The sequence below is a fragment of the Embleya sp. NPDC050154 genome (assembly GCF_044460165.1).
Lineage (GTDB): Bacteria > Actinomycetota > Actinomycetes > Streptomycetales > Streptomycetaceae > Embleya.
Window position 1 is genome coordinate 148618 of the sequence record NZ_JBITJP010000003.1, and the last position, 21210, is coordinate 169827.

General features: G+C 70.4%; 20 protein-coding genes. 8 read left to right on the top strand and 12 right to left on the bottom strand.

What is annotated here, in order from left to right:
- Positions 1–44: 44 nt before the first annotated feature.
- From ACIBSV_RS07355 to ACIBSV_RS07370, 4 genes are all read right to left on the bottom strand, one after another.
- A complete protein-coding gene (locus ACIBSV_RS07355) occupies positions 45–1406 on the bottom strand; it encodes an SMI1/KNR4 family protein (protein WP_395860182.1) in 1362 nt (453 codons plus the stop codon).
- 207 nt (positions 1407–1613) lie between these two features.
- On the bottom strand, positions 1614–2633 hold the full coding sequence (locus tag ACIBSV_RS07360; protein ID WP_395860185.1) for a CU044_5270 family protein: 1020 nt from the start codon (positions 2631–2633) through the stop codon (positions 1614–1616).
- Positions 2630–3244, bottom strand: coding sequence for an RNA polymerase sigma factor (locus ACIBSV_RS07365; RefSeq protein WP_395860950.1), 615 nt, complete (start codon positions 3242–3244; stop codon positions 2630–2632). The genes ACIBSV_RS07360 and ACIBSV_RS07365 overlap by 4 nt, the downstream gene beginning before the upstream one ends.
- A 729-nt stretch (positions 3245–3973) precedes the next feature.
- A complete protein-coding gene (locus ACIBSV_RS07370; protein WP_395860187.1) occupies positions 3974–4522 on the bottom strand; it encodes a cysteine hydrolase family protein in 549 nt (182 codons plus the stop codon).
- 162 nt (positions 4523–4684) lie between these two features.
- On the opposite strand from ACIBSV_RS07370, the gene ACIBSV_RS07375 reads away from it, so the two are divergent.
- Positions 4685–4972, top strand: coding sequence for a hypothetical protein (locus ACIBSV_RS07375; protein ID WP_395860951.1), 288 nt, complete (start codon positions 4685–4687; stop codon positions 4970–4972).
- Positions 4973–5222: 250 nt separating this feature from the next.
- Here the strand turns inward: ACIBSV_RS07375 and ACIBSV_RS07380 are convergent, their stop codons facing one another.
- Positions 5223–5810 (bottom strand): helix-turn-helix domain-containing protein, encoded by a 588-nt coding sequence (locus ACIBSV_RS07380; protein ID WP_395860189.1) that lies wholly within the window; start codon positions 5808–5810, stop codon positions 5223–5225.
- A 144-nt stretch (positions 5811–5954) separates the two neighbouring features.
- Between ACIBSV_RS07380 and ACIBSV_RS07385 the strand changes: the two genes are divergently transcribed.
- The gene (locus ACIBSV_RS07385) at positions 5955–6950 is read left to right on the top strand and encodes an alpha/beta fold hydrolase (protein ID WP_395860191.1); all 996 of its coding nucleotides are present in this window, start codon (positions 5955–5957) and stop codon (positions 6948–6950) included.
- Positions 6951–7213: 263 nt separating this feature from the next.
- On the opposite strand, the gene ACIBSV_RS07390 is transcribed toward ACIBSV_RS07385, so the two are convergent.
- The 4 genes from ACIBSV_RS07390 to ACIBSV_RS07405 all read right to left on the bottom strand — a co-directional run bounded on the left by ACIBSV_RS07390 (position 7214) and on the right by ACIBSV_RS07405 (position 11585).
- A complete protein-coding gene (locus tag ACIBSV_RS07390) occupies positions 7214–8095 on the bottom strand; it encodes an HpcH/HpaI aldolase/citrate lyase family protein (protein WP_395860193.1) in 882 nt (293 codons plus the stop codon).
- 440 nt (positions 8096–8535) lie between these two features.
- Positions 8536–9681, bottom strand: a complete 1146-nt coding sequence (locus tag ACIBSV_RS07395; protein WP_395860195.1) for an ABC transporter substrate-binding protein — start codon at positions 9679–9681, stop codon at positions 8536–8538.
- A gap of 144 nt (positions 9682–9825) precedes the next feature.
- Positions 9826–10698 (bottom strand): ABC transporter permease, encoded by an 873-nt coding sequence (locus ACIBSV_RS07400; RefSeq protein WP_395860197.1) that lies wholly within the window; start codon positions 10696–10698, stop codon positions 9826–9828.
- On the bottom strand, positions 10695–11585 hold the full coding sequence (locus tag ACIBSV_RS07405) for an ABC transporter ATP-binding protein (RefSeq protein ID WP_395860953.1): 891 nt from the start codon (positions 11583–11585) through the stop codon (positions 10695–10697). Before ACIBSV_RS07405 ends, ACIBSV_RS07400 begins: the two co-directional genes overlap by 4 nt.
- 436 nt (positions 11586–12021) lie before the next feature.
- Here ACIBSV_RS07405 and ACIBSV_RS07410 point away from each other — a divergent pair, with 436 nt between their 5' ends.
- From ACIBSV_RS07410 to ACIBSV_RS07420, 3 genes are all read left to right on the top strand, one after another.
- Positions 12022–12636, top strand: a complete 615-nt coding sequence (locus tag ACIBSV_RS07410; RefSeq protein ID WP_395860199.1) for a TetR/AcrR family transcriptional regulator — start codon at positions 12022–12024, stop codon at positions 12634–12636.
- Between the two features lie 63 nt (positions 12637–12699).
- Positions 12700–14199 carry an MFS transporter gene (locus ACIBSV_RS07415; RefSeq protein ID WP_395860200.1) on the top strand — a complete coding sequence of 500 codons (1500 nt, stop codon included), beginning with the start codon at positions 12700–12702 and terminating at the stop codon, positions 14197–14199.
- A 96-nt stretch (positions 14200–14295) separates the two neighbouring features.
- Complete coding sequence (locus ACIBSV_RS07420) at positions 14296–14718, top strand: ATP-binding protein (protein ID WP_395860202.1); 423 nt, start codon at positions 14296–14298, stop codon at positions 14716–14718.
- Between the two features lie 126 nt (positions 14719–14844).
- Here ACIBSV_RS07420 and ACIBSV_RS07425 read toward each other — a convergent pair whose 3' ends face one another.
- Entirely contained in the window at positions 14845–15183 is a 339-nt protein-coding gene (locus ACIBSV_RS07425) for an NIPSNAP family protein (RefSeq protein ID WP_395860204.1), read from the bottom strand.
- 511 nt (positions 15184–15694) lie between these two features.
- On the opposite strand from ACIBSV_RS07425, the gene ACIBSV_RS07430 reads away from it, so the two are divergent.
- Positions 15695–16129 (top strand): VOC family protein, encoded by a 435-nt coding sequence (locus ACIBSV_RS07430; protein ID WP_395860955.1) that lies wholly within the window; start codon positions 15695–15697, stop codon positions 16127–16129.
- A 64-nt stretch (positions 16130–16193) separates the two neighbouring features.
- Here the strand turns inward: ACIBSV_RS07430 and ACIBSV_RS07435 are convergent, their stop codons facing one another.
- Complete coding sequence (locus ACIBSV_RS07435) at positions 16194–16760, bottom strand: CGNR zinc finger domain-containing protein (RefSeq protein ID WP_395860206.1); 567 nt, start codon at positions 16758–16760, stop codon at positions 16194–16196.
- 38 nt (positions 16761–16798) lie between these two features.
- Between ACIBSV_RS07435 and ACIBSV_RS07440 the strand changes: the two genes are divergently transcribed.
- Positions 16799–17740 (top strand): EamA family transporter, encoded by a 942-nt coding sequence (locus ACIBSV_RS07440; protein WP_395860208.1) that lies wholly within the window; start codon positions 16799–16801, stop codon positions 17738–17740.
- 204 nt (positions 17741–17944) lie between these two features.
- Here ACIBSV_RS07440 and ACIBSV_RS07445 read toward each other — a convergent pair whose 3' ends face one another.
- Positions 17945–19414, bottom strand: a complete 1470-nt coding sequence (locus ACIBSV_RS07445) for a hypothetical protein (protein WP_395860210.1) — start codon at positions 19412–19414, stop codon at positions 17945–17947.
- 305 nt (positions 19415–19719) lie between these two features.
- Between ACIBSV_RS07445 and ACIBSV_RS07450 the strand changes: the two genes are divergently transcribed.
- The gene (locus tag ACIBSV_RS07450) at positions 19720–20997 is read left to right on the top strand and encodes a hypothetical protein (protein ID WP_395860211.1); all 1278 of its coding nucleotides are present in this window, start codon (positions 19720–19722) and stop codon (positions 20995–20997) included.
- The last annotated feature ends 213 nt before the right edge of the window (positions 20998–21210 follow it).

Genomic DNA, 21210 nt, shown 5'->3' on the forward strand with positions numbered 1-21210 from the left:
AGAGCACGACCCGCCGGGTCCGACCGCCGGCCGGCCCGCGGCCTTCACGCCCTCCCGACCCGGCGCACGCCGGAGCCCGCACCACGAGGCATGGCCAGGATTTCGCGGCCGCGGGCCCCGGTGATCATCTCGGCCAGGACAGGTGCGGCGAACAGGGATATCGGGGCGATGTGGTCCTCGCACACCGGCCTCCACAGGCGCAGCGCCGCCCGGAGTTCGGGCCAGGCTTCGTCGCACAGGGCCGCGCGGGCCGCCCGCGCCTTCATGGGATCGGCCCATGGGTCGACTTCGGGCGCCGGGTCGCCGCTCGCGTACGCAGTGATGACGATGGGGCCCGTACGCGGCGTCGGCTCGACAGGAACCTGGAAGGCCGGGTGTGCGGCAAGGAAGTCGGCGACGGCGTGCACGGCCGCGTCGAACTCGGGGCCGCCGCCGAAGGTGAGCCGGAAGCCCGGTGCGTCGGCGCGGGCCTCGTAGTCGGCGATGAGCTCCCGTATCGGTTCGGGCGCGTACTCCTTGAGCCGCGGCAGGGGCCGCAGGTCGTGAGCGTGGGCGAGCCGGTCGTGCCTGACCAGCAGCGGCAGGAGTTCCGCGGCAAACAGCGGGCCGGCAAGGAGATCGTCCTTGCTCGGGCCGTACCACAGCAGGCCGGCGAGGTGCCTGCGCCAATCGCCGAGCATCGCCTCCATCTGCGTGCTCAGCACATCGGCGCGCTCGCGTCCGTACTCGCGCGCCTGGGCGAACACCGCGAACGGCCCGCTCACCGCCCCGGCGAGCGCCTCACGGCGAGCCCGCTCGACCTCCGCGTCCCAGTGGTCCCGAGTGGCACCCGGCGGCTTGCGCAGGGCGTGGAAGGACACCCACTGCCGGTGCATGAGGTCGTGGAACGATTCGTACCGCTGGGGCCCTTCGCCGGACCAGGAGGCGAGCCAGTACCCCGCCCACTCGCCGTCCCCGTCCACGTCGTCCGGGTCGAGCAGCATGATCGCGGCGTCACCATCGAGGGACAGACGCAGCGAACGCGCGAGGACCTTCGCCTCCTGGACGCCGAACGCCTCCTCGTCGTCCTCGTCTTCCGCGAGTTCTTCCCAGACGTCGATCCAGCTACGGTCGTCGGTGTCCCTCAGCCATTCCAGTTCCGCGCTGCCCGCCAGCCGGTAGATGAAGTTCCCCGCATCCCGCCACCCGTCGGTGACGAGCAGGAACTCCCGTAGCGAAGGCGGCAGTCGGCGCCCGAGTCGGGCCTCGGCCTCGGCGACCTCGGCCTCGCTCGCCGGCGCGAACCCGAGCCAGGTGTCCCTTACCACTTCCTCCGCGAGCGGCCCGTCGCGCTCCGGATCGTGCCCCGCGACCCACTCCTCGCTCCACTGGTCCAAGAACGCCCGCCAGACCGTACGTTCACCCATCGTCCCCGCCCTCGCTGTCGACCGTCCGACAGCACCCCACCACAGGGGTGCGACAACGGCCCGCGCTCTCGGCCCGGGGCCCGCACGAAGCGGGCCCCGGAACCGTTCGTCGGCGCCCGGGCCTTGCGTCACGTCACCACCGGGGATGTTCGCGTCGACCATCCGCCGCCGGCTCCGCCGGTCCTCGGGACTCGCGTCGGGTGTCGATCAGGGCAGCATGCCCGGCCTGTCGACCACCGCGGTCTCCAATACCGCCGAGGTGTCGAGCACCTGCCCCGCCTCGATGCTGTCGGTCGCCTTCGTCGCGACACGACGCGAACCGATGTACCGCAACGTGTCCTTGTCGAAGATCAGTTCGTCGCGGACACCGGGATTGTAGGAGTCGTATCGCACGATCGCGACGCCGTGTCGATCGGCGGCGGTGACGGCGTTGGGTACGACGAGCACGCCCGGGATCCTGGCGGCGGCCCGGTAGAGCGCGGCCCCCACCCTCGGCGGCATCAGGGATTCGCGGAGCAGGCCGCTCACCAGGACGAAGGCGTCCTGGTCCAGGTTCCGGTCGTCCGCCTCCTTGTCGCCTTGGGCCCGCAGCCAGCGGTACATCGCGTCCGGGTCGGTCGGCAGGGTCGAAAGGTGCCGGTAGTTGGTGGTCGACTCGTAGCCGAGTTCGCCGGGACGCGCCTCGGCCTCGAGCGGCTCCCCGTCGGCAAGGTGCGATTGACCCGGCTCTCGGACCAGTCCCGGGCGGGAGCCGTCCACGGCCCTCCATACCTCGCGCAGGTGCAAGGGGGTCATGGTGGTGGGGATGCCTTCGCCGACCGTCGCCGAGGCGACCCGGCTGCGCACGTAGACGTACTGGTCGTCCCGAATGCCCTCCGCCGCGTGCGACTCGGCCGCGACCATCGCGATGCGGTTGAGCAGGTCGGCGGCACCACCGGTGGTGTCGCCGTTGACCCGCGGGGCGAAGGCGGACGTCGCCGGCCCGGCCCGACCGATCGTCCTGCCGGGATTGTCCGTACCGTTCACGCTGACGCCCGCGAGGACCGCGAGGGCCAGGGCACCGGCCGCCGCCGGTCCGACGATGACGGGTCGCAGCCACGGGGTGCGTCGGGAAGTACTCCCGGTCGGAGCGTGGTCGTGCCGAATCTCGCGCATCAGATGCTCCTTGATCTGCTGATGGCGACCCGGCGGAAGGTCCTTCTCGGGGAGCGACGTCGTGGCGTTCATTCGTTTCCTTCCTGGATGGGCCTGCTCGCGCATGTGTGGGCACCTCTCACCTGTCCCGAGCGGCGAAGCGGTTCCCGTTTCTCCGCCGCGGCGGCGAGTTTGCGCCGGGCGCGGGAGAGCCGCGAGCGCACCGTGCCCACCGGAATGCCCAGCGTCCGGGCCGCCGTCGCGTAGTCGCAACCCGACCACACGCACAGCGCCAACACCTCCCGTTCGGTGCGGCGCAGCGTGTCCAGCGCGAGCCGTACCGCGTCCAGCAGTTCGGTGTCGTCGATCCGGCCCACGACCTCGTCGGAGAAGTCCCGCAGGACACCGCCCGGTGGCAACCGCGACATCGCGGCAGCGTGACGTCGGGCCGCGCGCCTGATGTTCCGCACGGTGTTGGTGGCGATCCCCAGCAGCCACGGCCGCAACGATCCGCCCTCGGCGTCCAACCGGCCACGCAGCCGCCACGCCTCGAAGAAGGTCAGGGACACGACGTCCTCGGCCGTCGACCAGTCCCCCGTCAATCGGAAGGCGTGGTTGTAGACGGACCGTGCGTACTGATCGAACAACTCCGCGAAAGCGTCGTCGTCCCCGTCGCGAATACGCGCGCGCAGTTTCGTCGTCATGTCCTTGGACCTGTCCGGCGGCATCGGCGGGTTCCTGTGACCGGCGCCACACACGATGCGACGCCGCGCAGGAACCGGGCCGCCGACGCGCGCCTGCGCGGGCGTCCTTGATCGGCACTGAAGCCGGTCGGGGCCACATCGTTCGCAAACGGCGTGGTACTTCTGCGCTACAAGATCGTGAAATAGCCGGATGGTCCGCAATCACGAAATATCGGCCACCGGCGAAGCCGCCCGCCTTGAACCACCGGGCTCCTCGCCATCCGGAGCCGGGACCCCGACGCGATCAGGGCCTCACCGCCGCTCCCGCCACGCACGGCTGTCACTCCCGCCACGCACGGTGGCACGCAAACCCTGACCGACCCACGCCCACCGCCGTGGATCGCGTACAGCCGCGAACCTCGGCGCACGGTTCGCGGCACGACGGTCACGTCGGGGCCGTGCCGTACATCATGCCGCTGCTCGGCACCAAGCACGACGCGGACTTCGTGGGCTCGATGCAGCAGTCACTACGGCATCAACGTCCCCCTCAACGAGGCACTCGCCGCCGCGGGCAACACCGGCCCGGCCAAGACCCGCGCCGTCCTCTCCACCGCCGCCGCGATGGCCGAGGCCATCCGCCGGCACCGCCGCGACCACGCCTGAAGGGTGGGGAGCGCAGAATCCACCGACCTCCGTCTCCCGGCGATCCGCAGCCCGGGAGCGGAGATCACCCGGTGCGGCGTGGCGGCGCTACTTTCCGGGCCAGTCGGCGCAGGGTACGACCTCGAATCCCCGGCTCGGGAAGACCGCGTCCATGAAGAAGTCGTGTATCGCCGCGTCACCGTCGGCGCAGCCGTCGCGGAGCACGGTCACCCCGTAGCCACGGTCCGCCGCGTCGTAGCACGTCGCGGCCACCATCGCGCTGGTCGCGACTCCGGCGATCGCGAGAGTGTCGACCCCCCTCGCGCGAAGCACCAGGTCGAGATCCGTACCGGCGAACGCGCTTGCGCGGCGTTTCACCACGACGACGTCCTCGTCGACCACCGGCAGCGCGATCTCGGTTCCGGCCGATCCCTCATGGAAGGTGTCCCCGGCTTCGTGGAACGTCCTGAACAGCTCGTTGCCCGGCGGCAGATCGGCCCCATTGCCCCGAACGGCGAAGTGCACGAACACCACGAGAGCACCGCTCTCGCGGGCACGGGGAAGCAGTTCGGTGAGCGTCGGCACGACACGCCCAGCGAACGGGTATCCGCTCGTGATGCCCTGCTGGATATCGCCGATGATCAGTGCGGAGGTCACGACAGCCCCACATCCAGTCTTGTATCCAACACCCGTGGCCGGCACGACAACCGCTCCGACCGCCACGATCATACGATCACCGACAGCCGGTAGCCGAGGCCGCCCTCCCGGCGAGCCCGAGGACGACGCTCGTCGCCCCGATGCCCCGACCCGCCCCCACCCATCGCCGGCGCACGTCCCAACGCGCCTACGCCATCGGGCCTTTCCGTCGAAGCTCGTGACCGTTCCGAGGTCGCCGAACGGCGCCATCGCCTCGACGTGAACACCGGACACCGCGAACCCGATGCCATGGCCCTCGCGCTCAACGAGATCGGCCGCGTCACCCCGCGCACCACCGCCCCGCTCGTCCACGACACCTACCGCCGCAACCGCGCGACCGGCAGCTTCATCCTCGTCGACGAGGCAACCGACAACACCGTCGCCGCCGGAATCCTCCCGGACGACGCGTGAACCGACACCGACCAACGCGGCGCCGTCACCCGACGTCCGCCGGCACACCGAAACACGCAGTGCGCGGCCGGCCCCCGACGACCCGGCAGCACGGCCCGCCGGGATTCGTGCGGCGGCTTCCATTGCACGGCGGCCCACATCCTCCGGCGATCGCCACTGAGCCAACCGGCCGCAAGGGACCCGGCTGCCGCGACGCGCCGGCTTCGGGAGTTCCGCGCCACACGACCCTGCGCGAACTCGTACCCGGTTCCTAGAGGGTGCGCGGGCGCAGCCGTTCACCCTGCGGCCCGAACATGATCAGGTATTCGACCGTTCCGTCAGCGGCGGCGTTGGCGACTCCGTGGGGTGTACGGGTGTCGAACTCGACGACTTCCCCGGCGGTGAGGACGAGGTCCTGTTCGCCGAGCGCCAGCCACAACCGCCCGTACAACACGCACAGCCATTCGTAGCCTTCGTGGGATACCTGTCGTGGGCGCAGCGGCGGCTCGCCGTCGGCGGGCAGGATGTGCTTGTGGGCGTGCAGGCCCCCGACGTATGGGGTCAGCGGCAACATCGTCTTGTCCTGCCCGGGGCGCCGCGGCCCGGCACTTCGCGGTCTCTCCGCCGTGGCGGACGCGGTGCCGGCGAGTTCGTCGAGCGTGACGCCGTACGTCTTGGCCAGGCTCAGCAGCGCCTCCAGGGTCGGCTTGCGCCGTCCGTTCTCGAAGCGCGACAGCGTGCTGAGGGAGATGCCGGTTGCTCGGCTCACGTCGGTGAGCGTGGCACCGTGCCGCTCGCGAACGGTCCGCAGCCGCGGGCCCATGGCCGCCAGTGCTTCGGCTGTGCCGTCGTCCCTCATTCTCGCCTCACCCCTTCCGGTCGGGCCGTGTCCACCGCCCTGGCCTCCCAGTTTGCCAGGATGGCAAGGGAAGTCGCGTCGGTCGACCGCGGCAGCGCATGATCGGTGCGTCGCCGCAGCCACCCGGGAACCCGAGGAGGGGCCATGTACCAGCCCGCACCAGCCGCAGACCTGCGCCACCGCACCATCGAGGCACCCGCCGGCCGGTTGCACCTGGTCGAACAGGGCACCGGGCCGCTGGTCCTGCTCGTCCACGGCTTCCCCGAGTCCTGGTTCTCCTGGCGGTACCAGCTCCCGGCACTCGCGGCGGCGGGATACCGGGCGGTCGCACTGGACGTACGCGGCTACGGCCGCTCCTCGAAGCCGGCCGCGACGCAGGACTACCGGATGCTCGCCCTGGTGGAGGACAACGTCGCCCTGGTGCACGCTCTGGGTGAGGACACGGCGGTGATCATCGGACACGACTGGGGCTCGAACATCGCGGCCGGGTCCGCCCTGCTCCACCCCGAGAGCTTCCGCGCGGTCGGACTGCTGAGCGTCCCCTACGCACCGCCCGGCGGCCCCCGCCCGACCGACGTGTTCACCCGGATGGGCGGGGAGGCGGAGTTCTACGTCTCCTACTTCCAAGAGCCCGGCCGCGCCGAGGCCGAGATGGAACCCGACGTCCGCGGCTGGCTCGCGGGCTTCTTCGCGGCCCTGTCCGCCGACACCATGCCGGCGCGGGGCGAACCCGACCCGCACTTCGTGAGCCGCGGCGGAGGGCTGCTGCGCGACCGCTTTCCGAGCGGTCGGCTGCCCTCCTGGCTGACCGAGGGCGACCTCGACGTGTACGCGGGAGAGTTCGAGCGCACCGGCATGACCGGGGCACTCAACCGCTATCGCAACATCGACCGCGACTGGGAGGACCTCGCCCCCTACGCCGGCGCGCCCATCAAGCAGCCGTCCCTGTTCATCGGCGGCGGCCTGGACGCCTCCACGACGTGGATGGCCGACGCGATCGACGCGTACCCGTCCACGCTGCCCGGCCTGGTCTCCTCGCACATCGTGGACGGCTGCGGCCACTGGATCCAGCAGGAACGCCCCGACGAGGTCAACCATCTCCTGACTGCCTGGCTCGACTCATTGCCCCCGGCCGCATGACCGCTCCCTCGCCCAGGCGACCTCTCAACCCCACCGGCGACTTCCACCGCCGCGCGGTGCCCGGGGTCGAGGGCTCGACAACCTCGGGGCCCCACGGGGTCGAATCCCTGCTCCGGGAGGCGTTGTCGAAGCGGTCGAGGTCATCGCTCCACGCGGTGGCGCAGGTGCGTCACGCCGGGTGCCGGCGCTGCCCGACCGCGATCGGGATCGCCCGCGTGCCGGGCGGCCGACTGCACGCCGTGGTCGCCGAGTTGCCCGTGTCCCTATCGGGACGCCGATCCCCCTGACGCCGCGTTTCCCGCAGCCAGGATCCGGCGGGCGTTGCGGACCACCGCCTCGTCGATCATCTTGCCGTCGTCGCCGACACAGACCGCCTGTCCTGCGGCAAGGCCGGCCTCGAAGCGGGCGACGAGTCGTCCGGCGCGCTCGACGGCCTCCGTTGAGGGAGTGAACACGTCGTGAACGACCCTCAGTTGATCAGGGTGAATGCATGCACGCGATCGGTAGCCGAGACGACGCAACCGTTCGGTGGAACGGCGCAGGGCGTCCAGGTCGCGGTAGTCGGTCGACACGGGGGCGACCGGAGGGGCGATGCCGGCAGCCGCCGAAGCGAGCACGATCCGGGACCGGATCGCGAGGAGTTCCGATTCGTCGTCACCGGGTTCGATGCCCAGGTCCGCACACAAGTCCGCCTCGCCGACCTGGAGTCGAGTCACGCGGGGCGCACGCGCGATGGCAGGTGCGGCGAGGATCGCCGCCGCGTCCTCCAGCAGCGGGGACACCTGGGTCCGGCCCGCGTCGATGCCCGTTTCGTGTTCCCGCTCGGTGAGGACGTCGTGCAGTGCGCGCAGTTCGTCGAGACCCGCGCACTTGGCCTGGACCAGACCGCGCAGGGCGGGCGCGACGACGGCACGGGCGTCGACGAGGCCCGGCGTACCGGAGTTGATGCGGACCCAGATCGCGCATTGTCCCTCGGGGTCCTGCCCGGTCAGCCACCGCGCGACCTCGGCGCGCACGGCGGACTTGGCCGAGGCGGGCACGGCGTCCTCGAGGTCGACGATGACGGCGTCCGCACCTCGGGACAGTGCCTTTTCGAGCATGGCGGGTCGGTCCCCGGGAACGTACAGCCATGAGCGGCCGGTCATCCGGTCCGCCTGTCCGCCTCGCGGTGGACTCGGCCACGCGGAGCGGGAGTCGGACCGGCGACCGGCTTCGGGGGGACGTGCTCGATGACGGTGATGATGTCTCCTCGCGGGCGCAAGGCACGGCTGTGGGCGAACTGCGCAGTCGTGCGGCGGGAGCGGGATGCTCCGCCACCCTAGGCGCGCTCGTTCCCAGGATCAAGGTTCCGTTTCGCTGCGTGTACCGATGCTCGATTCGATCGGATCGGCATCCGAGCCGACCGTGGTCGAAGGCGGCGGGAGCGAGGTGTCGGCGTCGGGTTCCCACGAGCGGCGCCGCGTGAGTCGGGGCCGCCGACGTACCGTGGGAGAACACCCGACGCCGTGGTTCCGGATCGAACGCGGCCGCCCGGGCGGGAAGGCCGCGTTCGATCCGATGCCGCCCGCGTGAGCGGCCGTCGTGCTCAGGGGCCGGTGTGGCCCACGGCCTCCGCGTAGAAGGAGCGGTCGACGAGCTTGTCCTCCGGCAACGCCGGTGCCTCGACCACCTTGCCCTCGATGTACATCTTCTGGACCCGGTCGGTCGTGCCGCCGCGGATCTCCCAGTCGACCACCTGCGCGGGCACGGACTTCAGCAGTTCGGGCTTGCTGCCCAGCGTCGTCGCCAATTCCTGGACGAACGCCGGGTCCTGCTTGTAGTCGCCCGCGAAGTACGTGTTCACGGTGCGGATCAGCGCGCGCAGGAACGCGACGCCGGCGTCCCGGTTCTTCGCCAGAAGGTTTTGCCCGTAGAGCATTCCGCCGAGCGGCTCACCGACCGGCTGACCGCCCAGGAAGGTGTACTCGGGCTTGCCCTCGAAGTCCTTCCAGATCGGGTCGAGCAGCCAGGCCGCGTCGATGCCGCCGTTCTTGAACGCCTCGGGCACACCCGCGCCGTCCAGTTGCTGGAAGGAGACGTCGGTGGGCTTGGTCCTGTGCTGGGCGAGCACGCTCTCGATCGGGTACATGATCACCGACGTCTTGCCCACCAGCGTGCCGAAGCGCGCGTTCTTCAGGTCGACCGCGTCCCCGGTCTTGCCGTCCTTGACCCGGGCCCAGACCCCGGTCTTGGATTCGGGGGCCACCGAATAGTTGCCCGCGACCCACTTGATGTCGAAGCCCTGCTTGACCGCGTTGACCATGCCGGCCTCGGGCGCCGAATACAGCACGTCCACCTGGCCCTTGGCGAGCAGCGTGATCGCGTCGGTGGCCGGCATCTGCTTGAGCTCGACGTCCAGACCTTCCTTCGCGAACTCGCCCTTGGCGATCGCGGTGCGCAGCGGGCCGAGGTACTCGGCCGACAACGAGCCCGCCGTCACGGTGATCTTCGCCTTCTGCGCGAGCGGCTTGGCGGCGGGCGAACCCGCCGTGCAGCGCGCCGGCTTGCGGGTCGGGGCCAGGTCGGCCGGATCGGTCCAGGCGTGCTCGCATCCCGCGACCGCCTCGATCGGGCGCTTGGGCTGCGGGGTCTTGTCCCGGTCCGAACCGGAGTCGGCGGAACCGCCGCATCCGGCGAGCAGCGTGGTGCAGGCCAACAGTGCGGTGGTCGTCAGGAATCCGCGTCTCGCCATGATGTGCCTTTCGGGGTCGGTGCGCCGAGGTGTGGTCGGGAGGCCGCGCACGAGGCGGGCGGCCCGGCCGAGGTGGTGGCATCGCATCGGGCCTGCGCTGAGGTGGTGACGTCGCGTCGGGACCGCGTCGTGGTTGACGGCGCGTCAGGACTGCCCGGGACCGCGGTCGCGCGGTGCCCACGGAGTGCACAGTCGGCCCACGTGGCGGATCAACTCGGAGAAGAGCACGCCGACGATCGCGACCACGATGATCCCGACGAACATCGCGCGGTTGTCGAAGAGTTGGCGCGAATTGAAGATCACGTAGCCCAGGCCCTTGTTGTCGGGCGAGGCGATCCCCTCGGAGGCGATGATGACCAGGACCGCGACGCCCGCCGAGATCCGCAGGCCCACCATCACCTGCGGCAGCGACGCGGGCAGCAACACGTGTCGGAACATCTGCCACGGACCGGCGCCGAAGACCGCCCCGGCCTCGCGGTAGCCGTCGGGCACGGCGATGACCGCGGCCATTGTGGCGATCCAGACGAAGAAGAACACCGTCACCGCGACAAGCGCGATGTGCGGTGCCTCGCCGAGACCGAACATGGTCATGAAGATCGGCAGGAGCGCGAGCTTGGGCACCACGTACAGGGCGTCCAGGGTGGGTTCGAGCGCGGCCCGAACCAGCGCGTTGGTACCCATCAGGAGGCCGACGACGAATCCGCCGATGGCGCCGATCGCGTAGCCGGGCAGCACCCGGGCCAGCGTGGCCCACACGTCCGGCCACAGCTTGCCGTCGGTGGCGTCGGTCCAGCCGTCCGCGACGATGGTCGAGGGCGCGGGGTAGAGCCGGTCGTCGATCCACCCCTGGTTCGCGGCGAGTTGCCACCACAGCAGGAGGACCACGGGAACGGCGACGGCCAGGCCGATCTCCAGGAGTCGCCGTCGCGTCCGCGCCCGGCCGGGGTCGCGTTCGGCGGTGCCCGGTTCGCGGACCAGCACTCGGATCGACGCGTTGTCCTTCACGGTGACCGTCACGGCGCGACCTCCTCCTTGTCCTTCTCCTGCTCCCTCTTCGGGTCCTGCTTCTGCTTGCCGCCCTGCTTCGGGTCCCGGTCCTGCTCCCGGTCCGTCTCCTGCTCGCGGGTGGTCGTCGTCTCGACCTCCCCGCGCAGCAGTTCCCACAGTTCGGCCTGCATCGCGGCGAACTCCGGTGACCTGCGCACCTCTCCGGTCCGCGGGCGGGCGAACGGCGGTACCCGCTCGGCGATCAGTCGGCCGGGCCGTGCGGACATCACCAGGACGCGGTCGCCCAGCACCAGCGCCTCCTCCAGGCTGTGTGTGACGAACAGGACGGTGCGCTTGTCCGCCTGGCAGATCTCCAGGAGTTCGTCCTGCAGGATCGTCCGCAGCTGCGCGTCCAGGGCCGCGAACGGCTCGTCCATGAGCAGGATTTCCGGCTCGACCGCGAGCGCGCGGGCGATCGACACGCGCTGCTGCATCCCGCCGGACAGGGCCGCGGGGTAGCGGTCGGCGAAGTCCGCGAGGCCGAGTCGACCCAGCCAGTCGCGCGCTCGCGCGTTCGCCTCCTTGCGTGGCACCCGACGCAGGTCCAGGCCGAACCGAACGTTGGCCAACACCGTCTTCCACGGGCTGATGCCGTAGTTCTGGAACACCATCGCGGCGGGGTTCGCGGTCGCCGCCGTCACCTCGACCCGGCCGGCGGTCGGCTTGACCAGGCCGGCCACGATCCGCAGGAATGTGGACTTGCCGCACCCGGACGGGCCGACGATGCAGCAGAATTCCCCGGGTTCGACGTCCAGATCGAGTGGGCCGAGCGCGTGCACCCGGCTCGCGCCGCGACCGAATCGGCGCTCGACCCCCGCGGCTCGGATCCTGCCGGCCTGCGCGGCCGGTTCGGGCAGCTCCTGGCCCACGTGTCTCACCCCTGAAGTCCGTGCGGTCCGTGCGATCCGTCGATCCGTCGCGATCCGTCTGCGTCCGGTGCCCGTATGCGTCCGTGTTCGAGCACAGCCGGTGTCCCCACCGGAGTCGATCATTCCGTTCGACCGGCGTGACAATATGACGATGCGTCAGATTTCTCAATCGATCGAATCGACAAAATGACATTGACCATGAGATGTGTCCACCACGAGACCTGACGGAGTCTCAGGCGTGCTCGACAGCGTCGTCTTCGCGCGGACTCGATGCCGAGAATCCCGGTCCTGGAACCGATATTCACAACCGACCACCTCCACCCCCACCAACCTCGCTATCGAAACGGTTGCGTTTCGATAGCGCCACCTCTAGCGTTGGCGAAACGACGTCGTTTCGCTATTTCAACCGACGAGGTACCCCCGCATGCACACCGACTCGACCGGGACCACCGACTCCGCGCCCTCCGGACGACGTTCGCGGCTGACCCCGGAGCGCGAGGCCGAGTTGTACGTGGCCACGCTGGACCTGCTCCGTGAGATGGGCTACGCCGCGTTGACCATGGAGGCCATCGCCACGCGAGCCAAGGCCGGCAAGGCGACCCTGTACCGCCAGTGGCGGAGCAAGCCGCGTCTGGTCGCGGCGGCACTGCGGCACAACAAGGGCGCGTCCCTGGTCGGCCTGGACACCGGTTCGCTGCGTGGCGACCTGTACGAGACCGTGCACCGGATCGCGTACGGCGCCGCCCCCGACACCGCGCTGCTCGCGAGTGTCGCGCACGCCATCCTGGGCGATCCCGAACTCGGCCTGGCGGTACGGGAAGCCATCGTCGATCCCGAGGCGGCGGTGCTCGACCGGGTGCTCGCGAACGCTGTCGCGCGCGGCGAAGTCGCCCCGGACAACCCCGCGGTGGGCCTGCTGGCACACCTGCTGATCGGCGCGGTGACCGGCCGACCCCTGATCGAAGGCTGCATCGCCGACGAGGAATACCTACAGCGCTACATCGACGCCGTCGTGCTCCCGGCGCTGCTCCGGCACTGAACCGCCGGCCGCGGGCCATTTCCCCAAGCGCGTCCTCTCCCACCCGACAGGAGCAGATTCGCCATGCCACAAAACACCGCCGCCCCGGCCGTGGCACCACCGGACCCGGCCGCTGCCGGCGCCGTGCCCCGCCGCTGGTGGATCCTCGCGGTGATCGCGCTGGCCCAGGTCACCGTCGTCCTGGACGCCACCATCGTCAACATCGCCCTGCCGTCCGCACAGCGCGACCTCGGCTTCTCCGACGGCAATCGCCAATGGGTGGTCACCGCCTACGCCCTCGCGTTCGGCAGCCTGCTGCTGCTCGGCGGCCGGATCGCCGACCTGTTCGGCCGCCGAAACGCCTTCCTGATCGGCCTGTTCGGCTTCGCCTTGGCCTCCGCCGCCGGCGGCGCCGCGCCGAACTTCGAGGTACTGGTGGCCGCCCGCGCCCTCCAGGGCGTCTTCGGCGCGCTCCTCGCCCCGGCCGCACTGTCGCTGCTCACCACCACGTTCACCGACCCGACCGAACGTGCCAAGGCCTTCGGCGTGTTCGGCGCCGTCGCCGGCGCGGGCGGCGGCGTGGGACTGCTCCTGGGCGGCGTACTGACCCAACACCTCGACTGGCGCTGGTGCCTGTACGTCAACCTGATCCTGGCCGGCCTCGCCATCGTCGGTGGAGTCCTGCTGCTGGGCAGGCACGAGCGCGCCGCCGACCGCCCCCGTCTGGACCTGCCGGGCACATTGGCCGTCTCCGCCGGTCTGTTCGCGCTCGTCTACGGCTTCTCGCACGCGGAGAGCGACGGTTGGCGCGACCCGATCACCTACGGCTGCCTGATCGCCGCCGTCGTACTGCTCGCCGTCTTCGCCCGCATCCAGACCGTCGTCGCCAACCCGCTCCTGCCGCCGCGCGTACTCCTGGACCGCGACCGGGGCGCCGCCCTGATCGGCATGCTCGTGGCCGGCGCCGGCATGTTCGGCATCTTCCTGTTCCTGACCTACTACATGCAGCAGACCCTGCACTACAGCCCGGTGAAGACCGGGCTGGCCTTCCTGCCCATGGTGTTCGGCATCATGCTCACCGCGACCAGCGCAACCGTCGTCCTGCTGCCGCGCTTCGGGCCCAAGCCGATCGTGCCGACCGGGATGGGCCTGGCAGCGCTCGCCCTGCTCCACATGACCCGCCTGGATCTGGACAGCGCGTACGCGACCGACCTGATGCCCGGCCTGATCGTGTTCGGCGCGGGCGTGGGACTGGTCATCGCGCCGTGCATGAGCGCGGCCACGTTCGGCGTACGCGCGCAGGACTCCGGGGTTGCCTCGGCCGCGGTCAACACCGTGCAGCAGGTCGGCGGTTCGGTCGGCATCGCGCTGCTGAGCACGCTGTCCGCGTCGGCCGGATCGCACTACCTGAAGGACCATCGGGCCGGCCCGGAGACCTTCGCCCGCGCCGCGCTGGAGAGTTACGCGACCGCCTACCGCTGGTCCGCCGCGTTCTTCGCCGTCGGCCTGGTCGCCACGGCGCTGCTCTTCCGTCGCGGGGCCCCCGTCGTCGACCCGAACACGGCCCCCACCGTGCACATGTAGTCGATGTCCCGGCCCGTCTTCTTGACCTCTCCCGGAACGGATGGCGTGGCCTTCACCGGGTAGGCACCCGCGACAACACGATCCGGGAGGACGGTTTTGGGCGAGGCGATGCGGGCCAAGGGATGGGCACGGGCGTTCCCCGTGGAGACGGGAGTCGGCGCCGGGCGGCGATGGGCCAGGGAACGCCTGGCCATGCTGGAGTGGACCGAGGACGCCCCCGAGACGGTGGACGCGATTCTGCTCGTGGTCACCGAACTGGTCACCAACACTCACCTGCACGCCCACACTCGCGCTCACGTGGTCATCTCCTGGGACGGCCACTGCCTGCACGTGCACGTGTGCGACGACGACCCCACTCTGCCGACACCACGAACCCCCGACAGCCTCACCCCCGGCGGACGGGGCCTGGCCCTGGTCGACGCGGTCACCGACGACTGGAACATCCACCCCCACCGCCACGGCAAAACCATCGACACTTGCTTCCGCCCTCCGACAACGAGCGAGTCGACGAAGCCCTGAAGCAACTCCCCAGCGCGGTTCGCGGGATGGCCACCCACCGGATGCCTGCGAGATCGCACATCCCCATCCCCGTACGGGACGACCACGACGGCGGGCGGCGGCGTTCGCGATGCGCCGCCGATTCCGTCAATCCCGCGGCGCGGCTTCGGGACCGACGTCCCCCGGCAGTATCGGCCGCATGAACGTGCGTTCGTAGCGCACGACACAACCGCTCTCGTCCCGGATACGGTCCGCTGCCACGAAGTCCGGATCCACTCCGAACAGGCCGCGGTACCGCTCGTAGGCGGCCAGGCTCGGGAAGGTGAACAGGGCCAGGGCCCGGTCGCTCGCCCCCTCGGCAGGCAGGAAGTAGCCATGATGGATTCCACCGTGGCGACCGACCAGTTCCATCCAACAACGCCCGAACCGTTCGAACGCCTCGATCTTGGCGGGATCGATCGTGTAGTCGACGACGCAAGTGATCACCCGAACATCCTTCCCTTCCGCAGAGCTTCCAGTCACGGTCGTCCGGCGGCGCGGCGGAGCGACCGAAGCGGAGGCTTTCGGCGCTTCCCTTCGCCGCCGCCGGCGACGGGCGACGGGCGACGGCCGACAGGCGACGGGCGATGGGCGACGGGAACGACGCCCGGTTCGGCGGCGAAGCCCCACATGACGACCGGGTAGCGGTCCTCGCCGTCGACAATCTCGAAAGCCGCCCAGGCGATCCGTTCGCAGCACATGCGTTACGGACCAGCCGTCTTCGCTGTGATCAGCCGTCTTGGCCGACTACGGCGCGACACAGCGCGCCCCGTCGATCGCTCACCCCGTGCCGGGAGCATCCGTGCCTCTCCCCGCGATCCGCGGGCAGCGCATGGGGTGTCGCCTTCTGGGCAGAGAAGGCGGTATGAGGGTGCTCACGGACCTGGGCGGGCCACGTCCGCCGCGCGGCGATCAAGCCCTGCTCCCGGTGAACGGCACGCGCCGCTACCGTGGACCGATGGCATCGATCAAGAAGTTCCAAGTCACCTTCGACTGCGCGGAGCCTGAGCGCGTCGCTCGTTTCTGGTGCGAGGTGTTGGGGTACGTCGTACCGCCGCCGCCGGAGGGCTTTGCCACCTGGAACGAATACCACCGCTCGCTGCCGCCCGAGCGCCGGGGCGCGGCGTTCGTCTGCATGGATCCCACCGGTGTGGGCCCACGCATGTACTTCCAGCGTGTTCCGGAAGGCAAGGTCGTCAAGAATCGGGTGCACCTCGATGTACGGGCCGGCACCGGGCTCGTGGGTGAAGAGCGCCTCGCCACACTCGAGGCCGAGTCCGCACGACTGGTCGCGCTCGGAGCGGTACAGGTGCGGGTATTGCATGCCGATGCCGTGAACGAATCCTGCATCCTGATGCAGGACATCGAGGGCAACGAGTTCTGTCTCGACTGAGCGGTCGTGAACGCGCCGCCACCTGCCGGTCCTGCCGCCTGACGACGAGCAGGGGCGCCGCCGTTCAGGTCGCCGTGCTCGGCCTGTCCGCGGGCCGGCGTGTGCCGAGGCGGGCGCGGTAGGCGGCCACCGCGTTGCGGTTGGCACACGCGGTGCTGCAGTAGCGGCGCGAACGGTTCCGGGTGAGGTCCAGGACGATGCCCGCACAGCCTTCGTCCGCGCACAGGAACAGGCGGGACAGCTCGTCGACGCGCACCACGTCGGTCATGGCCATCGCGGTCTCCACGATGACGCGGGTTGCCAGGGGCGCGTCGGAGGACACGGCGTGCAGATGCCAGTCCTGGTCGTCGTGACGAACGAGCTGCGGGAGCGCACGAGCGTCGATGAGCATCGTGTTCACCAGGCTCGCGGCGCGGTCGCGGTCGGCGGTCAACAGCTCGCGCAGAACCGGCCGCAGCTCGCGCATGCTCGCGAGTTCCTCGGCATCGCGGTCCCGGCGTCCGGTGTAGCGATGTTCGGCGCACCATGCGTCCAACTCCTGGACGGTGGTGAGGGTGTCCGACCCCTCCGCGCTGTTGACCAGCGCCACGGCCGCCTGCAGGTCGGACTCGGTGTCATGACCAAAAATCATTTTGACATCTTACATCTTCTCTCTTAGCGTCATGGTCTATGACCCAGGTAGTCGATGACACGCTGCGTGTACGCGCCTCCTCCGGCGCCCTCGGCGGCGGCCTGTTCCTCGCCCTCGTCTCCGCGATGTCCTTCGGCATGTCGGGATCGTTGGCACGAGGACTGCTCTCGTCCGGGTGGAGCCCGGGAGCCATCGTGCTGGCCCGGGTCGGCATCGCCGCGCTCGTCGTGGCGCCGTGCGCGGTCGCGTCCCTGCGCGGGCGCCTGCGGCAACTGCGCGCGCAGCTGCCGACCGTGCTGGTGTACGGCGTATTGGGGCTCGCCGGCGCGCAGTTCTGCTTCTTCTCCGCGGTCGCCACGATGGACGTCGCGCCCGCGTTGCTCATCGAGTACACCGCTCCGGCGGCCGTCGTGGTGTGGTTGTGGGTGCGTCGCGGTCAGCGCCCGCGGCCGTACACCCTGGCCGGCGCCGGCATGGCAGCCGCCGGCCTGGTACTGGCCGTCGACCTGCTCTCCGGCGCCGACCTGGCATGGTCGGGCGTCGCCTGGGCGCTCGCCGCGATGGTGGGCCTGACGGCGTACTTCCTCATCGCGGCGGACACCGACACCGGGCTGCCGCCGGTGGCCCTGACCGGCGCCGGTCTCGTGATCGGCACGGTCACCCTCGCCGCCCTCGCGGCCGTCGGCCTGTTGCCGATGCGCGCCACCCTCGAACCGGCTTCCTACACGACCGGCAGCACACCGTGGTGGGTGCCGGTGCTCCTGCTCGGCCTGGTCACCGCCGCCTTGGCCTACACGACGGGAACCGCGGCGAGCCGCCGCCTCGGCTCACGCACCGCCTCCTTCATCGCCCTGCTGGAAGTCGTCGCCAGTGTGGGCTTCGCCTGGCTGCTGATCGACGAGGCACCGACGACTTCCCAGACCGTCGGCGGCCTCCTGATCATCGGCGGCGTCGTCCTGGCCAAGCTCGACGACCGCTGATCCCCCCGGAGCACAGGAACGACCGCTGCCGAAACGCGCTCGGGAAACGCCGGAGCCGGGCAGCGGGCAACCGGCTCCGGTGAAGTCCCGCATCGATCCGTCGCGAGAACGAGTGGCCCGGTTCCCCGCACCGCGAGCGCGGCGTCACATACCCCGCGTCGACCCCAGCCGCAGACGGTTCGACCGCTCACCAACCGACGGTGGTTATGCGAGTGGTTTGGCGCCGAAGACGAAGATGCCGTCCCTGGTGCTCACCAGACCGTGGCCGTCGGCGGTCATCCTGGGGAACAGCTCGCCCGGCACCCCTTCGGGCAGCACGACCTTCCTGGTTCGAGCGTCGACCACGAGCGGATCGCCGGCGCGCGGGTTGTCGCCGTTCATGCTCCCACTGGGGCTGTAGCCGCGCTTGCTCGCGTACAGGGCGCCGTTGACCACCACGAACGACTCGATCGGCAACTCACCCTCCTTGGGCTGCTGCCATACGATCCGACCGGTCCTCAGGTCCCATGCCGTGGTTCGCACTTCGCCGCCGGTGCCGGCTGCGACGAACATCAGCGACTCCTCGCGGTCGACGATCGCGCGGTAGTAGCCGCTGGTGATGCGCGGTCCTTCGTGGACGAGGTTTCCGGTCGCCAGGTCGTACAGTCCCCACTGCGTCGCGAAGCTGAAGCTGCCCTTCGAGCCCGCGTCCCAGGCGATGACGATCTTGTCGCCGCCGATCATCCGTACGATCGCCGGAGCATGACCGCTGGTCGTCGATGCCTCGGGAGTGCCGGCGGGCTTGCGTACGCTCGCGGTCGTCCACTTGCGCTGACCGGTGGCGATGTCGGTGGCGACCAAGTGCTTCACACCGTCCTTGTCCGCCTTGTCGTAGGAGAACAGCAGGCCGCCGAAGATTTGCCGGTCCTTGCCGCCGTCGAAGTCGGCGATGTTGTGCTCGACCGTCACACCCGCCGAACCTCCTTGCGCGGGGCGCACGTTCACCGTGGCCTTGGAGCCGTCGTGCACGGTACGCACCACCCACCCGTCGACGACGGTCTCCGTGGTGTCGGCGTCGCTGTCCTCGGGAAGCGCGGCCCTTCCCGCTTCACGACCGTTCTCGTCCAATGCCAACCACACGGTGGTGCGTTTCGCGGTGCTCAACCCGTCGGACGCGGTCTTTTCGGTGTAGACGGCGTACAGCACCGGCTTGCCGGCCCACGTTCCGGCGACGATGCGGCCACGCAGGTTCACGGTCGCGCGGACCGCGCCGCTCTCGGCGTCGCGCAGTTCCACGGTGTTCCAGTCACCGACGATGGTGTCGGCACCGGGCGCGGGTGTCGATTTGGGCACGTTCGCGGCCAGTTCGGTACGCACGAGCGCCACCGTGTTGCCGACGATCCGCGGTTCGGCCGGCCCGGTGACCTTGCCCGTCGAGGTGTCGACCTTGGCACCTTCCTTGCCAGCGGCCACGGACCAGAGCGGCTTGTCGGTCAGACCCGGCAGCGCGGGCCCGGCGTACGCGGGGCCGTTGCGGATCGCCGAGCCGCCGCCCGGTGCGCCGTCCCCGGCAGTCGGGGCATCGCTGTTGGCGCCGGCCGGACGGCGCTCGTCCGCGCTGTCCCCGTCGCCCGAACACCCGCCCAGGGTGAGCGTGAAGGCGACGGCACCGGCGAGGGCCACGTTCCTGGACATCAACCGCACGGCTTCTCCGAGTTCATCAAGGGCCGCGAAAGCACGCGAACAGAACAGGTGTCGGCACAGGACCGGCACGACAGTGAGAGGAGGAAGTGGGAGTGGCGCCGCACGCCGCGACGCCCCGTCCGCAGTCCCCACCGATGTGGAGCTTTCCACGATCGAGTGATGGAGAGACCGTTCATCGCGCCCATGACGTGTCTGTGACCTGGCGCGATGTGTCTTCCGCGACGGATCGAAACAGATGAGGCGCATAGCTGCGGCAGAATCGGTGCTCGCCTACGCGATGGGACGGGGACTCGAGCATGAGCGACACCACCGGTACGGGCAGTTCCGCGGACGCGGACGTCGCCGGGGACACGAGCGGTACGAACGCCGACGACGAACGGTCCGCCCACGCCGCGGCCGTGGCGGCGGAACAGCACGTCGCCCGTCTGCTGCGGGAGGCCCAGAATCGCGCCGTCGCGCACGGCGCGGTCCCCGAGCCGCGCAAGGGCAGCGCCAAGCCCCGACGTCCCGGGTCGCTGCGTCATATCGCGGCGGTCGTCATCGAGTTACGCCTGTACGACCTGGCGGTGTCACCGACGGACGGTCCGGACCACAACCCGATCGACCAGGCCCTGAAGGGCAGGCCCGGCCGCGTCGCCAACGTCGACCTGGTGCTCGCCGTCGCCCGCGCCTGCCATCACATCGCCGGACAGGAGTTCGGTGACGCCCAGGCCCGGACCTACACAGCGGCGGCCCGGCAGGCCGACGCGCTCCGCAGGAGGGCGGAGATCGCGGCCAAGGCCCGCCCGCTCGACCCGGTCGGCAGCCCGCCGGAACGCCCGCTCGCGGGTGCGACGGCGGACGCGGTCACCGAGCCGGGCGCAGGCGGCGCCGAGGCACCGGACACTGCTTCGGGCGGATCGCCGGGTGCCTCGCCGGACGGATCCCCGGGTACATCGCCGGACGGTGGGTCGGCCACGTCGCCGGCAGCATCGTCCGAAGGCTCTCCGACCACCGCGTCGAGGCGACGTCAACCGCCCCGACTCACCGCTGTCGCCGCGTTGGCCGCCGTCGCGGCGGCATCCGCGGGGATCACGTGGTGGGCGACCTCGGGAGACTCGGACGCGCGGCCGTCGGATTCCGCCGACGCGCGGCCCATGGCCACACAGCACATCGACCCGGTTTCCGAGTCGGCGCCGACCGTGCTCAGTTGCCGCGACGGTGTCGTCGACGCCGGCATCATCGAATCCCCCGCGACGATCTTCGTCGACAGCCAGGCCACGATGGTCCTGCCCACTCTGGACTTCGACACCATGAACGGCTCGGCCCGCTACCTGAGTCACCAGGGCCGCAAGTACTACTGGGGCAGGGCCGGGTCCGACGACCACGACCCGCACTCCGGCGGCGTACGCCTGTTGTGGCGGCTCGACGGCGAAACCGCGTGGCACGAGTGCCGCAAGGCGCTTCCCACGGAGGAACGCGACTACGTGCGTACTCCGGCTGTTCCGACCGTCATCAACAACCGTGCCGTCACCGTCAAGATCTGCCTCTGGCGAGACGACCCGTACCTGGAGAACTGCACCCGAGAGCAGTAGCCCGGGTCGCGCGTGGGCAAGACACCTGTGCACACCGCCGCACAGGCATGGGGACCCTGGCGGCCGACCGGCGAACCGGAAATACCGAGCGGTCTCAGCGAGAGGTCGCCGAGTCGCGTACGCGCCGGCCCGTCCACGACCGCACTCGGGATCGCCGCTCGGGGTTCGGTGCGCGTCCCCTGCGCGGAAACCGGACGCTCGCGACGCCCCGGC